At 72.3% G+C, this 13,373-nt stretch carries 7 protein-coding genes and 1 pseudogene; 4 read left to right on the top strand and 4 right to left on the bottom strand.

What is annotated here, in order from left to right; translation table 11 throughout:
* Positions 1 to 52 precede the first annotated feature (52 nt).
* The gene (locus HHX40_RS17700) at positions 53 to 976 is read right to left on the bottom strand and encodes a TauD/TfdA family dioxygenase (protein ID WP_182881452.1); all 924 of its coding nucleotides are present in this window, start codon (positions 974 to 976) and stop codon (positions 53 to 55) included.
* Between the two features lie 500 nt (positions 977 to 1,476).
* Here HHX40_RS17700 and HHX40_RS17695 point away from each other — a divergent pair, with 500 nt between their 5' ends.
* Positions 1,477 to 6,972 carry a non-ribosomal peptide synthetase/MFS transporter gene (locus HHX40_RS17695; protein ID WP_182881451.1) on the top strand — a complete coding sequence of 1,832 codons (5,496 nt, stop codon included), beginning with the start codon at positions 1,477 to 1,479 and terminating at the stop codon, positions 6,970 to 6,972.
* Positions 6,973 to 7,038: 66 nt separating this feature from the next.
* On the opposite strand, the gene HHX40_RS17690 is transcribed toward HHX40_RS17695, so the two are convergent.
* Together HHX40_RS17690 and HHX40_RS17685 are read right to left on the bottom strand one after the other, a co-directional pair.
* Positions 7,039 to 7,779 (bottom strand): methyltransferase domain-containing protein, encoded by a 741-nt coding sequence (locus tag HHX40_RS17690; protein ID WP_182881450.1) that lies wholly within the window; start codon positions 7,777 to 7,779, stop codon positions 7,039 to 7,041.
* A gap of 30 nt (positions 7,780 to 7,809) precedes the next feature.
* Positions 7,810 to 8,793, bottom strand: coding sequence for a DUF2332 domain-containing protein (locus tag HHX40_RS17685; RefSeq protein ID WP_182881449.1), 984 nt, complete (start codon positions 8,791 to 8,793; stop codon positions 7,810 to 7,812).
* Between the two features lie 100 nt (positions 8,794 to 8,893).
* Between HHX40_RS17685 and HHX40_RS38230 the strand changes: the two are divergent.
* Together HHX40_RS38230 and HHX40_RS17680 are read left to right on the top strand one after the other, a co-directional pair.
* Positions 8,894 to 9,592, top strand: a pseudogene (locus tag HHX40_RS38230) (SMI1/KNR4 family protein); the annotation flags it as partial.
* Between the two features lie 334 nt (positions 9,593 to 9,926).
* Entirely contained in the window at positions 9,927 to 11,198 is a 1,272-nt protein-coding gene (locus tag HHX40_RS17680; protein WP_182881448.1) for an endonuclease Q family protein, read from the top strand.
* On the opposite strand, the gene HHX40_RS17675 is transcribed toward HHX40_RS17680, so the two are convergent.
* The gene (locus HHX40_RS17675; protein ID WP_182881447.1) at positions 11,189 to 12,109 is read right to left on the bottom strand and encodes an oxidoreductase; all 921 of its coding nucleotides are present in this window, start codon (positions 12,107 to 12,109) and stop codon (positions 11,189 to 11,191) included. The genes HHX40_RS17680 and HHX40_RS17675 overlap by 10 nt on opposite strands.
* Before the next feature lie 101 nt (positions 12,110 to 12,210).
* On the opposite strand from HHX40_RS17675, the gene HHX40_RS17670 reads away from it, so the two are divergent.
* A complete protein-coding gene (locus HHX40_RS17670) occupies positions 12,211 to 13,140 on the top strand; it encodes a helix-turn-helix transcriptional regulator (RefSeq protein WP_182881446.1) in 930 nt (309 codons plus the stop codon).
* Positions 13,141 to 13,373 lie beyond the last annotated feature (233 nt).

Below are 13,373 nucleotides of genomic sequence, written 5' to 3'. Positions count from 1 at the left end.
TGGAAGTCGGAGACGGCGTTCAGTCGGCCGTGCTCTCAGTCGGACGGGGCTTTCAGTCGGACATGGCGACGAGGACGCGGCGGGAGCCGGTGAAGGGCCGGCGGCCGTGACCGACGAGCACGTTGTCGATCAGCAGCAGGTCGCCGCTCCGCCAGTCGACGTCCACCGCGTTGTCCAGGCCGCGGTCGCGCGCCTGGATGACGTAGTCGCCGGGGATCGGCGCGCCGTCGGGGAACGTCACGGACTGCGGCAGCTCCTCCGGCGGCATGAGCTCGGCGAGCATGGCGGCGGTCTCGTCGCCGAGCGAGGCGGGATGCCACTGGTCGGCCTGGTTGAACCACACCTCGGCCCCGGTCACGGGGTGCCGGGTGGTGGACGGCCTGATCTGTGAGACCCGCACGCCGCCGTCGGGCCGCCACTGCCAGTCGGCTCGGATGCCGTCGAGGAACTCGGCCACCTGGTCGCGGTCCTCGGTCTCGAACGTCTCCTGCCAGCTCTTGCCGAGCCCCCGGCCGGCGTGCAGGTTCTGGGTGTAGCGCACGCCCTTGGCGAAGGCCTCCCTGACCTCGTCGTCGAGCGACTCCAGCCAGCGCACGCCGTCCACCACAGGGGTGGCCCCGCCGGTCTCGGCCGCCTTCTCGCAGAAGAACAGCAGCCGGGAGGGCCAGGTGGCGGAGTACGACAACTCGTTGTGCATCGAGATCGTGTACTCGGGCGGGTACTCGGTGGAGGTGTAGACGTTGCCGCCGACCTTGGTGCGGGGCGAGTTGCCGTGGACGTACGCCAGCCGGTTGGGCAGGAGCATGTCCATGACCGGGTCCAGAGTCTCGGGCGTGACGCCGAAACCGCGGAAGACGAGGGCCTTCTCCCGTACGAGCAGATCGCCCACGTCCAGCCCGCGCAGGCGCTCGACCAGCCCTTCGGGAGTGGCGGGGCCGTCCGGGTTTATCTCCAGGGGCGTCCAGCCGTCGTTCATGCGTCCTCCTGCTGAGCGATATCCGGCCGTGATCGGCCACGACGACAAGTCGAATTGAGGAGGCAGGCGGGCCCTCGAATAGGTGGCGCCCCTGCGGAAATTCATTCCGGCGGCCAACATAGAACCCCGATAGGGTGCCGCGCAAGAAACAAGTTACACGCCTTTTCCGACCACCTCAGTCAGGTTATTCGACACCTTGCTGTGGCACTCGGCAAGGCCTGTGCGGCCGAACCTTCCCTCGTCTGCGCATGATCACGGAAGGTCGATTTCCTCTTACCGAATGTGGCCAACAGCAGGTCAATGTAAGGCTTGCGTTACCAGGGTGTATCACGTATCGTAATAATCCTTTCGTGGGAGCGCTCCCATGCGTCCCGCCGCCAAAAGTGGCGAGATATGCGGCGACCCCTGCGGAATTCAACGTTCAAGCGTTTCTCGATCAACCACTTTTCCGTCTGGTCAGTTGGCGCCTGCGCATTTGTGCGCAGAGAGGAGAACGCTCGGTGACGATAACGCCGACGACTGACAACGAGCATCTAATAGCGTCGCTTTCCCCACGCAGGCAGGAGGCGCTGCGCCGGCTGCTCGCCGCCCGGGCGGCCGCCGCGGACGCGATCACGCCACGCGGCGCGGGGCCCGCCCCCTGCTCCTACGAGCAGGCCCAGATGTGGCTCGGCGCCCGTTTCGCCGAAGGCGCCCCGGCGCCGAACGCCACGATCGGCCTGCGGCTCGCCGGCCCGCTCGACGTCCGGGCTCTGACCATCGCCCTGGACACCCTGGTCGAACGCCACGAGATCCTGCGTACGGTCTACGAGGGCGACGGGCCCGAGCCCCGGCAGGTCGTCCTCGACCCCGGGCCCGCGCCTCTCGACGTCGTCGACCTGCGCGACCTGCCCGAGTCCGAACGGGAGGAGCGGGCCCGCGAGATCACGTCCCGGGCCGCGGTCGAGCGCTTCGACCTGGAGACCGGGCCGGTCCACCGCACGACGCTGGTCCAGCTGGGCGACGAGGACCACGTGCTGATGTTCGTCTGCCACCACATCGCCTGCGACGGGTGGTCGGTCGGCATCATCGTGGACGAGCTCACCACCGTGTACGCCGCCGCCCACGAGGGCCGCCCCGCCGGGGTCGCCCCTCCCCCGCTCCAGTACGCCGACTACGCGGCCTGGTCCCGGCGTGAGCTGACCGGCGAGCGGCGGGAACGGCGGCTCGCCTACTGGCGCGACCGGCTCGACGGCGCCGCCTCCGTCGAACTGCCGATCGCCAGAACCGACCAGGCCGTCCCCGAGGGCAGGCGGAGCGACTGCCACCTGTTCACGCTGCCGGAGGAGGTCCTGCGGGCGCTGCGTGAGGCGGGTGGCCCCGGGACCACGCCGTTCGTGGCCCTGCTCACGGTCTTCTCGATGGCGCTGGCCCGCTACACCGGCCAGGACGACCTGACGATCGCCACCGTCGACGGCGGGCGCCGCCGGGTGGAGCTGGAGCCCGTGCTCGGCTGCTTCGTCAACGCCCTCCCGCTGCGCGCCGACCTGTCGGGCAACCCCTCCTTCCGCGAGGCCGCGGCGGGGGTGCGGCGGCGGCTCGGCGAGGCGCTCACCAACCACCTGCCGTTCTCCGAGCTGGCGGGGGCGCTGCGCGACCGGGACGCCCGCAACTTCTCGCTGTCGACCGTGGGCTTCTCGCTGCGGGTCTTCCGCGACCAGCGCGGGCGCTGGCCGGGGCTGGAGGCGTCGGTCTGGGCGCACGAGGTCGACGACTTCACCTACGACCTCGCGCTGCTGGTGCACCTGAACGGCGGCGGCGACCCCGAGCTCTACCTGACCTACCAGAAGGACCGGTTCGACGCGGACGCGGTCGCCCGGCTCGCCGGGCACTACCGCGCGCTGGCCGAGCGGATCGCCGCCGCCCCGGACACCCCGCTCGCCGACCTGGACCTGCTCACCGACGCCGAACGCGACCTCGCGCTGGGCGCCTGGAACGACTCGGCCCGGCCGTACCCGGATGTGGCCCTGCCCGAGTTGCTGGAGCGGCACGCGGACTCCGATGCGGTCGCGGTCGCGTTCGAGGGCCGCACCACGACGTACGCCGAGCTGCACGCCCGCGCCAACCAGGTCGCCCACCTGCTGCGCGAGCGGGGCATCGGGCCCGAGGACACGGTGGGCGTGCTGCTCGACCGGAGCCCGGAGCTGATCGCCTGCCTGCTCGGCGTGTGGAAGGCCGGCGCGGCGTACCTGCCGATGGATCCCAAGTTCCCCGCGCAGCGCGTCTCGGACATGCTGTCGATCGCCGCGACCCCGCTGGTCCTGACCTCAGCGGGGTACGCGCACCTGTTCGACGGCGTCGACGCGCTGGACGACGTGGTCGACGTGGGGAGCGGCGTGCTCGACGGCCTGCCCGCGGACCCGGTGGGCGTGCCGTACGACATCGACCGGCTGGCGTACGTGATCTTCACCTCGGGGTCGACCGGGAAGCCGAAGGGCGTGCAGGTCACCCACCGCGGCCTGGTGAACCACGTGTGGTGGGCCGTGGAGGACCTGGCGAGCCAGGGCGACGGCGGGGCGCCACTGTTCGGCTCGGTGGCGTTCGACCTCGTGGTCCCCAACCTGTGGGCGCCGCTCGTCACCGGCCAGCGGGTCACCGTGCTGGCGCAGGACTTCGACATGGGCGAGCTGGGCGCGCTGCTCGTCGCGGGCGGGCCGTACAGCTTCATCAAGTGCACGCCCGGACATCTGGAGGTGCTCGGCCACCAGATCGACGCCCGGCAGGCCGAGGCGCTCGCCGGCACGATCGTCGTGGCGGGCGAGGCGCTGCCCGGGTCGATGGCCAACCGGTGGATGGAGATGCTCGGCCCAGGGCGGCTCGTCAACGAGTACGGTCCCACCGAGGCGTCGGTCGGCACGTGTATCTACCCGGTCCGGGACGCCCAGCTCGTGGAGGTCGTGCCGATCGGGCGTCCGCTGCCCAACATGCGGATGTACGTCCTCGGCCCGAACCGGCGGCTGCAGCCGGTCGGCGTGCCGGGCGAGCTGTACGTCGGCGGCGTGGGCGTCACCCGCGGCTACCTGAACCGTCCCGACCTCACCGAGGAGCGGTTCCTGGCCGATCCCTTCGTACCGGGCGGGCGGATGTACCGCACCGGCGACCGGGTCGCCTGGGCCCGCGACGGGAACGTGGTCTTCCTCGGCCGCTTCGACGACCAGGTGAAGATCCGCGGCTACCGCATCGAGCTGGACGAGGTCAGGGCGGCGGTGCTCGACCACCCCGGCGTGCGGGACGCGGTCGTCGTCGTGCACGCGTTCACGCCCGAGGACAAGCGGCTCGTCGCCTACTACGTGCCCGAGGCGCAGGAGCCCGGAGACCTCGCGGACCACTGCGCGGCGCGGCTGCCGGAGTACATGGTCCCGTCGATGTTCGTGCCGCTGGACAGCATCCCGCTCAACGCGAACGGCAAGGTGGACCGCAAGGCGCTGCCCGACCCGGTCGTCCGGGCGACGGAGGACCTGGCGGAGCCGGAGACCGAGACCGAGATCGTGGTGGCCGGGGTCTGGCGGGAGGTCCTCGGCATCGAGGCCATCTCGATCGACAGCGACTTCAACGCGCTGGGCGGCCACTCGCTGCTGCTCATCCGCATGGTCGCCAAGCTGCGCCAGGCGCTGCCCTCCGACGGCTACCAGGTGACCGTGCTCGACGCGATCGCCAACCGCACCGTACGGGAGCTGGCCGCGCTGATCGACAGGGCCAACGGCACCCCGGAGGGCGCCGCGGGCGAGGGCGCGCGGGGGCTGCTGGTCGAGCTGACCCGGCCGGTGAAGACGCCGACGCTGTCGCTGGTCTGCATCCCGTACGGCGGGGCCAGCGCGATGGTCTACCAGCCGCTGGCCGACGCGCTGCCGGCCGGGCACTCGCTGTTCTCGGTCGCCCTGCCGGGCCACGAGCTCGGGGTCGAGGAGAGCCCGATCCCGTTCCACGAGGCCGCGCAGCGGGTCTGCGACGAGGTCGTCGAGCGCGTGCGCGGCCCGGTCGCGCTATACGGCCACTGCGTCGGCAGCGCGCTGACCGCCGAGATCGCCCGCAGGCTGGAGGCGGCGGGGCGGCGCGTCGAAGCCGTCTACACCGGCGGGAGCTTCCCGTTCGCCACCCCCACGAAGGGCCTGAACGGCCTGCTCGGCCGGATCTTCCGCAGCAAGGCGCTGGACAACGCCAACGCGCACGCCAACTGGCTGCGCGCGATGGGCGCCGACCTGCAGGACCTCGACCCCGAGCAGGTCGACCACATCATCAGCACGATGCGGGTGGACGCGCGGGCCGGTGAGGACTACTTCAGCGAGCTGGTCGAGCAGCAGAGCCCGCAGCTGCGCGCCCCGGTGATCTCCATCGTGGGCGACCGCGACGCGCTGACCGACTTCTACGAGGAGCGCTACCGCGACTGGCACTGCGTCTCCGAGACCACCGCGCTGGTCGTGATGGCCGAGGCCGGGCACTACTTCCTCCGGTACCGCACCGAGGAGCTGGCCGCGATCGTCACCACCGCGCACACCTCCGTGGACCGTCCCGAGGAGTGGCACGTCCCGGCGCCCGGCGACACGGCCACCTGGTGGCGGGAGGCCGTCTCGTCCGACCGGAAGGCCGACACGGACGGGCCGCAGCCCACCCTCGGCCGGTTCTTCACGGTGGCGACCGGCCAGATCGTCTCGATGATCGGCGCGGTGATGACCGAGTTCGCCGTGCCGATCTGGGCGTACCTGAAGAACGGCTCGCTGGTGCAGTTCGGCCTGTTCGCCATCGTCGGGCTGGTGCCGGGGCTGATCCTCGCCCCGCTGATCGGCGCGCTGGTCGACCGGTACGACCGCAAACGGGCGATGCTGGTGGCCGACGGCATGTCCCTCGCCGTACAGGCCGGGCTGCTCGCGCTGATGGTCTCCGACACCCTGAACATGCCGCTGCTGTACGGCCTGCTGGTGCTGCTATCGATATCGGTGACCCTGCAACGGGTGGCCTGGCAGTCGGCGGGCCCGCAGCTCGCGCCCAAGGCCTACCTGCACCACGTGGGAGGGGTCGTCCAGCTCGGCAACGCCGTGGCCCAGCTGATGGTGCCGCTGTTCTCCGTCGCCGTGCTGGCGCTGATCGGCATCGAGGGCATCCTCACGGCCAACGTGGTCTGTTACGCCGCCGCGTTCACGGTGACCCTGCTGGTGCGCTTCCCGGCCAGCATGGCCTGGCGGCGCCGGGAGACCGTCTCCGCCGAGATCCGCAACGGCTTCCGCTACCTGCTCCGGCGGCGGGGCCTGCGGGCGATGGCCTTCACGATGTTCATCGTGAACTTCTTCCTGTTCACCGGGTTCATCATGATCCCGCCGCTGGTGCTGTCGGTCGGCGAGCTGGCCGACACCGGACGGGTCGCGCTGCTCGCGGGCATCGGGGCGGTCTGCGGCGGCCTGGTCATCACGCTGTGGGGCGGCCCGCGCGACCGCCGGATGTTCGGCATGCTGGCCGCCGCCGGAGTGCTCGGGATCTTCTGCGCCATCGCCGGTCTGCGGCCGTCGCTCATCCTGATCACGCTCGGCGCGTTCGGCATGTCGCTGATGATGACGATCAGCGACGGCATCTGGCTGACGATCATCCACTCGAAGGTGCCGCAGCGCTACCACGCCCGCGTGATCTCGATCAACCGGATGCTCGCGCTGTCGACCCAGCCGGTCGGGCTGGCCGTACAGGCCTGGCTGGTGGGGCTGGTCTTCGAGCCGCTGATGCGGCCGGACGGCGCGCTGGCCGGCTCGGTCGGCAAGGTCCTCGGGGTCGGCGAGGGGCGCGGGATCGGCCTGCTGTACGTGGTCTGCGGGCTGGCCATCGCCCTCACGATCACGATCGCGCTGCGTCACCCGGCGCTGGCGCGGTTCGACCAGGAGACCCCGGACGCCGAGCCCGACGACCTGGTCGGCCTGGAGGCGCTGCGCAGCCGCGCCGAGGCGCCGCCCGCGGCGGTCGAGGTCAAGGCCTGACGAAGAGTGGCTCGCCGGCCGCCGTTCGCGGCGGCCGGCGGTCCGCACGGCGGCCCACAGGCCGGCTCACAGGTCCGCGACGAGCAGCCGGTAGCCGGCGTCGTACTCCTCCAGGCCCAGCAGGTCGCGGTGCCGCTCGTGCCAGCGGCCCGACTTCAGGTCGGCCGCGAGCCGGTCGAGGGCCGGCCGTACGATCTCCGGGCCGAGCTGGCCGAACACCGACATGCCCGACTGGGCGACCGGGTCGAGATAGGCCCCCGGGCGGCGCCAGTAGGCGGCGCCGAACCCGTCGGCGCAGTCGTGCGGGACCGGCACGGCCTCCACTCTGGCGCCGCCGAGCATCCGGCCGAGCTCGGCGATCGAGGGGGTGCGGCCCTCGTCCAGCGCCACGCCCTCGGGCAGGTACTCGGCGAGGAACCAGTAGTCCCTGGTGACCTCCTGGTCCCAGGTGAGGATCACCACGCGGCGCCGGGCGACCCGGCGCATCTCGGCGATCCCGGCCGGGAGGTCCGACCAGTGGTGCACGGTCAGGATCGCCATCGCGGCGTCGGCCACGTCGTCGGCGAGGGGCAGGGCCTCGGCCCGGGCCCGCACCGCGGGGGCCGCCCCCGGCGGCCGCTGCGCGATCATCACCGCGCTCGGCTCGACCGCGAGCAGGGTCCGCGGCGGCTCGTACGACCCCGCGCCCGCCCCCACGTTGACGACCGTGGCGGCGTCCCCGATCGCGGCGGTGATCCTGGCGGCCACCCTCGGGTCCGGCCTGCGGACGGCGCTGTACGTCGTGCCGATCTCGTCGTAAAGCGTCATGACCCCAGTATCGGCATCCGCCGCACTCGGTCAGGCGAGCCAGTCCAGCCACTCGCCGTGCGGGCCGGTCATGGCGAGCGGGCGGCCGTCGAGCGCGGTCAGGAACGTCAGCCGGTCGCCCGGCAGGGCGGCCGTCAGCCCCGCGAGCACCGAGGGCAGCCGGGGCGCGCCCTCGTTGGAGATCCACCGCACCGGAAGTCCGTGGGCCCGCAGGCCGCGCACCAGTGCCACGAACCGGTTCCGCGCTCCGGCGTCGAGGTACGGCATCAGCGCGCTGTGGAAGACGACGACCGTCGCCCCGGCGGGGGCGGCGGCGACGAGATCGGGCAGGACGGCCGAGGCGTCCCCTCGCACCAGGCGCGGCGGGTCCCGCCGCGCCATCCGCACCGCCCCGCGCAGCCGCGCCAGCCGGTCGTCCTGTCCCGGCCAGACCAGGCACTCCAGCCAGCGCACGGCCTCGTCGTCGCGTACGTCGACGGGGTCGAGGTCGATCCCGGCCCGCCACACGATCTCCGGCGGGTGGTCCGGCACCGGCACCCGGCCGTTCGTCCGGCAGGTGAGCAGGACCGGACTCGCGGCCGGTCCGATCTCCGGCCCAGGGCCGGCAGGGTCGTCGTAGCGGTAGCGGTAGCGGTCCGGGTAGAGGCACAGCCCCGCCGACGCGCCCACCTCGACGAGGGCCAGCGGCCGCGGCAGCGCCGCCAGCACGGGCAGCAGGCTCGCGCACCGGCCCGTCTCGTTGGTCTGCGTCCGCCGGGCGAGCACGGTCTCCCGCACCCGGTCCCAGTGCCGTACGGTCCAGGCGCGGAAGCGGCCGAAGTCGTCGTACGGCCCGCCGAGGAAGCGCACCGCGGCGAGCAGCAGGTTGGGCTGCCGCTTCGGCTCCGGCAGGCCGTCGATCAGTTCGAGCAGCCCGGGGTCGGCGGCCACGGCGAGGCCCAGCGCCTCGTAGACCGGGCTGTGCCCCCTGGCCTCCCGCTCCGCGAAGTACCGGTACCACTCCGCCGTCTTCATGCCCCCATCAAACCAACCCGGATCGACGTGCGGCACGACCGACCGCACATACTTGCGAATTTCCCGGTATGGCGGGACGCAAGATCGATAAGGTGCGCGGGTGATCGCATCCCGGTGGACACGCGTCGCGGGGCCGGCGCTCGTGACCGCGCTCCTGACGGCCGGGCTCGCGGGCGAGCCGGATCCTGGTGGGAATACGGTGACCTGCTCCTACGCCTTCGGCGGCCTGGTGTCGCTGTCCTGCGGCGATCCCGCGATTGAAACGAGGATCAGGGCCAACGCGCTCACCCCGGAGGAGGCGAAGGCCATCGACTGCCCGCCGGTCCTGTGGGACGACGACCAGAGCGCGGCGGAGATCCTGGAGGCTCAGGACCCGGCCTTCGCAGACGACCAGTCCACGTACCCACTTCGCGCGCCCGATCCGGCGGTCGCCGCACGGGTGAACCGGGCGTGGGACCGGATCGAACGGTGGCTGGCCGCGCACGCCTCGGCCACGCTGCGACAGCTCAAGCTCGGCGCCGACCCGGAGGACCTCGCCCGATGGGAGGCCACGCACTCACGCCGCCTGCCCGACGACCTGTACGCCTCCTACCTCCGTCACGACGGCACCGAGGACGGTTCCGGAGCGGGCTTCCAGCTCCCGCCGTCGTACGACCTGCTCGGCCTCTTCGACATCGACGACAGGAACGACTCCAACTGCCGCTCCCTGGTGATGTGGGGCGATCGGGAGGGAGCCGACCCCGAGCACGGGAAGTGGCACGGCAGCCTCCTGGCGATCGGCAGCGACGGCTACAGCCGGGACCTGTTCGTCGAGCCGCGTACGGGCCGTGTGGGTGAGGCCTCGTGGCAGGAGAAGCTGGCGTACGACGGCCCGATGGGCTGGCCGTCGCACGTCGCGATGCTGGAGGCGCTGGCCGGCGCGCTGGAGAGCGGTCAGCCGCTGCGACGCTGGTATCCGGTCGTCGTGGCAGGGTGCGCGCTGCGCTGGGCCGAGCACCCCGTCCCCCTGCGGCCGGGCTGCGCCGGTGGCCCCGGCCGTCCCCCAGCCCGTGACGGTTCCGGTCCGGGCCGTGTTTCGGCCTTCCGGCGTCGGCAACGTGGTAGATCGTTGGTCAAGCGAAGGGAGGTTCGCCGTGCGTTTCCACGCCGACCTGCACATGCACTCCAGGTACGCCTACGCGTGCAGCAGGAACAGCGACCTGGAGCAGCTGACCTGGTGGGCGCGGCGCAAGGGCGTCACGCTGATGGGCACCGGCGACTTCACCCACCCGGCCTGGCTGGACCGGCTGCGCACCGCTCTCGTACCGGCCGAGCCGGGGCTGTTCCGGCTCCGCGAGGACCTCGACCGGGAGGTCTCCCGCACCCTCCCCGGCAGCGTCGCGACCGCGCCCGTGCGGTACATGCTGACCGTGGAGGTCTCCACGGTCTACCGGCAGGGCGGCCGGTCCCGCAAGATTCACCATCTCGTCCACCTGCCCGGATTCGAGCAGGTGGAGGCGTTCAACCGGGTCCTGGCCGGGATCGCCGACCTCGGCGTGGACGGGCGGCCCACCGTACGCATGAGCGCGCGGGACCTGCTGGAGACGACCCTGGCCCGGGGCGAGGGCGCCTACCTGGTGCCGGCGCACGTCTGGACGCCCTGGTTCGGCGTGTTCGGCTCGAAGTCGGGGTTCGACACGCTGGAGGAGTGCTTCGGCGACCTCACCGAGCACGTGTTCGCGCTGGAGACGGGGCTGTCGGCCGACCCCGGCATGATGTGGCAGGTCTCCGGGCTGGACGGCTATCGGCTGGTGAGCTACTCCGACGCCCACTCGCCGCCCATCGTCGGCCGCGAGACGACGGTGTTCGACACCGGTCTCGACTACTTCGCCGTGCTGGAGGCCCTGCGCAGCGGTGACGGGCTGGCCGGTACGACGGAGTTCTTCCCCGAGGCGGGCAAGTACCACGTCGACGGTCACCGCAAGTGCGGCGTGCGGCTCGACCCGGAGGAGACCCGCAAGATCGGTGGAATCTGCCCGGTCTGCGGCCGTACGCTCACGGTCGGCGTGCAGAGCAGGGTCGAGGACCTCGCCGACCGCCCGGCCGGCCGGAGCCCGCGCGGCGCGGCGGGCTTCCGCAACCTCCTCCCGCTGCCGGACGTCGTGGCGGAGATCCTCGGCGTGGGCCCGAAGAGCAAGAAGGTGGCCGCCGAGACCGACCGGCTCGTGGCCGCGCTCGGCCCGGAACTCGCGATCCTGGGCGATCTTCCCCTCGCCGACATCGCCGCCTGCTCGCCGCGCCTCGCCGAGGCGGTCGGCCGCCTGCGGAACGGCGAGGTGACCAAGGACCCCGGCTACGACGGCGAGTTCGGCCGCATCCACACCCTCGACCCGGTGGCTTCCGAGTCGGGCGGGGGTCAGGGGTAGGTGACGCCGGTCAGGTCTTCGGCGGCGGTCCAGAGGCGGCGCCCGACGGCAGGGTCGGCCGCGTGCGCGCTGGGGCGGACCTCGACGACCCGGCCGCGCGTCTCGAAGAGGCCGGACGGCCCGAAGAACTGGCCGCCGCGCACGCCGGGCGCGGTCGCGGCGAAGAGCTGGGGCAGCGCCCCCCGCTCGGCCGGCTGCGTCACCAGCAGCCCGCCTCGGGCGAAGATCCGCCCGATCCGGCCGCGGTGCTCCCAGGCCCGGGGGGTGAGATTGCTTCTGGACAGCCCGGGATGGGCGACGACGCTGACGACCGGTGATCCGGCGGCGCGCAGGCGGCGGTCGAGTTCGAGGCCGAAGGCGGTGGTGGCGAGCTTGGAGCGGCCGTACGCGCGACTGGCGTTGAAGTCGCGCCGCGACATCAGGTCGTCGAAGTCGAGGCGGGCGTTCTTGTGGGTGATCGAGCTGAGGCTGACCACCCGTGCGGCGTCCGCCCGGCCGAGACTGCCGAGCAGCAGGCCGGTGAGAGCGAAGTGGCCCAGCATGTTGGTGCCGAGCTGAAGCTCGAACCCGTCGGCCGTCGTGCGGGCCGGGCCGAGGAGGACCAGACCGGCGTTGTTGACCAGCAGATCGATCGCCGGGAAGCCGGCGGTCATGCCCGTCGCGAACGCGCGCACCGATGCGAGCGAGGCCAGGTCGAGCTCCCGCACCTCGATCCCGGCCCGTGGCGCGGATCGCCGGATCGCCTCGGCCGCCCGTTCGCCCGCGGCGACGTCGCGTACGGCCATCACGACGTGTGCCCCGTGACGGGCGAGTTCGGTCGCGGTGACCAGGCCGAGTCCCGAGTTCGCGCCGGTGACGACGGCGACTCTGCCGTGCTGATCGGGGATGTGACTGGCGTTCCATTCGGTCATGGCGACGACGCTAGGACGGGGTCGCCGGGACTCGGTCGCACGCGTTTCCCTGGGAACGCCGGACCTACCTTCGGCGCGGACCGCGGCGGCAGACTGTCGTCATGGCTGTCGACCACGCGTACGCCCGTGAGCTCGGTGACTTCCTGCGTGCCCGGCGCGGCCGGTTGCGCCCGCGGGACGTCGGCCTGGAGCCGGGGCCCCGGCGCAAGGTGGCCGGCCTGCGACGTGAGGAGGTCGCGCTGCTGGCCGGGCTGAGCACCGACTACTACCAGCGCATGGAGCAGGGCCGTGAGGTGCGGCCCTCCGACGAGGTGCTCGACGCCCTCGCCTCCGCGCTCGACCTCGACGACGAGGAACGCCGGCACCTGTTCACCCTCGCCCGGGCGGCACGGCGACCGGCGGCCGTCCGCACGCGCCGCGCCCCCGAGCGCGTGCCGGACGGCACAAGGCGACTCCTGCATGTCATGGGCACTCCCGCGGTCGTGCTCGGCCGCCACCTCGACGTGCTCGCGTGGAACACGCTCGCCGAGGCGCTGCTCGGCGATCCGGCCACCCTGCCGCCGGGACGGCGGAACATGCTCATGGTGCTGTTCGAGGATCCCGGGACCCCTGCGCGCTGCCCCGACTGGGAGACCACCGCCCTGCAGTACATCGGCATGTTGCGGGCCGCCGTCGCGACCGATCCGACCCATCCGCGCGCCACGACGATCATCGGTGAGCTGAGCATCCGCAGCGCGGACTTCCGCCGGCTCTGGGCCCGGCACGAGGTGCGTGAGACGGTTCACGGGACGAAGCTGTTCCGGCATCCCCAGGTGGGCGAGCTCACCCTCGACTGGGACGTCTATCCCCTGCCCGGAAATCCCGGGCCGGTCCTGCTCGTCTACACGGCCGAGCCCGGCACCGCGGACGACGAACGCGTCCGCCTGCTCGCGTCCCTGCACGCCTCCCGGGAGTCGCGGACGGCCCGGGCGGATCGGCCCGGGCCGTCCAAAGCGGCGCGCCGCCAGGCACTCGAAACCCGGACCCCGTGACCCCCGCCGTCGGCCCCTCTATGTGCAGGTCTTCGTCTCCGGCGTGCAGAATCCGACCTCGGGGTAGCGCGCCGACGGCCTGTCCAGCAGCGGCTGTGGCCTACCGCGCAGGTGCAGGTCGAGGAAGGCTCGGACGTACCTGCGGGTGAGCGGCTTCCGGGGAGGCTGCTGCCGAGGTCGACGCCGATCTGCTGGGCCAGCAGGTCGTAGTCGCTGAAGGACGGGTGCACCGC

The organism is Microbispora sp. H10949, assembly GCF_014161435.1.
Classification (GTDB): domain Bacteria; phylum Actinomycetota; class Actinomycetes; order Streptosporangiales; family Streptosporangiaceae; genus Microbispora; species Microbispora triticiradicis.
Note: the sequence above shows the minus strand (reverse complement) of the source record. Positions and strands in the feature narration are given on the sequence as shown.

What these genes read in the sequence shown, in the direction of transcription:
- HHX40_RS17670 (WP_182881446.1), top strand. Translation starts at nt 12,211, where the DNA reads ATGGCTGTCGACCACGCGTACGCCCGTGAGCTCGGTGACTTCCTGCGT.
- HHX40_RS17675 (WP_182881447.1), bottom strand. Translation starts at nt 12,109, where the DNA reads ATGACCGAATGGAACGCCAGTCACATCCCCGATCAGCACGGCAGAGTC.
- HHX40_RS17690 (WP_182881450.1), bottom strand. Translation starts at nt 7,779, where the DNA reads ATGACGCTTTACGACGAGATCGGCACGACGTACAGCGCCGTCCGCAGG.
- HHX40_RS17700 (WP_182881452.1), bottom strand. Translation starts at nt 976, where the DNA reads ATGAACGACGGCTGGACGCCCCTGGAGATAAACCCGGACGGCCCCGCC.
- HHX40_RS17685 (WP_182881449.1), bottom strand. Translation starts at nt 8,793, where the DNA reads ATGAAGACGGCGGAGTGGTACCGGTACTTCGCGGAGCGGGAGGCCAGG.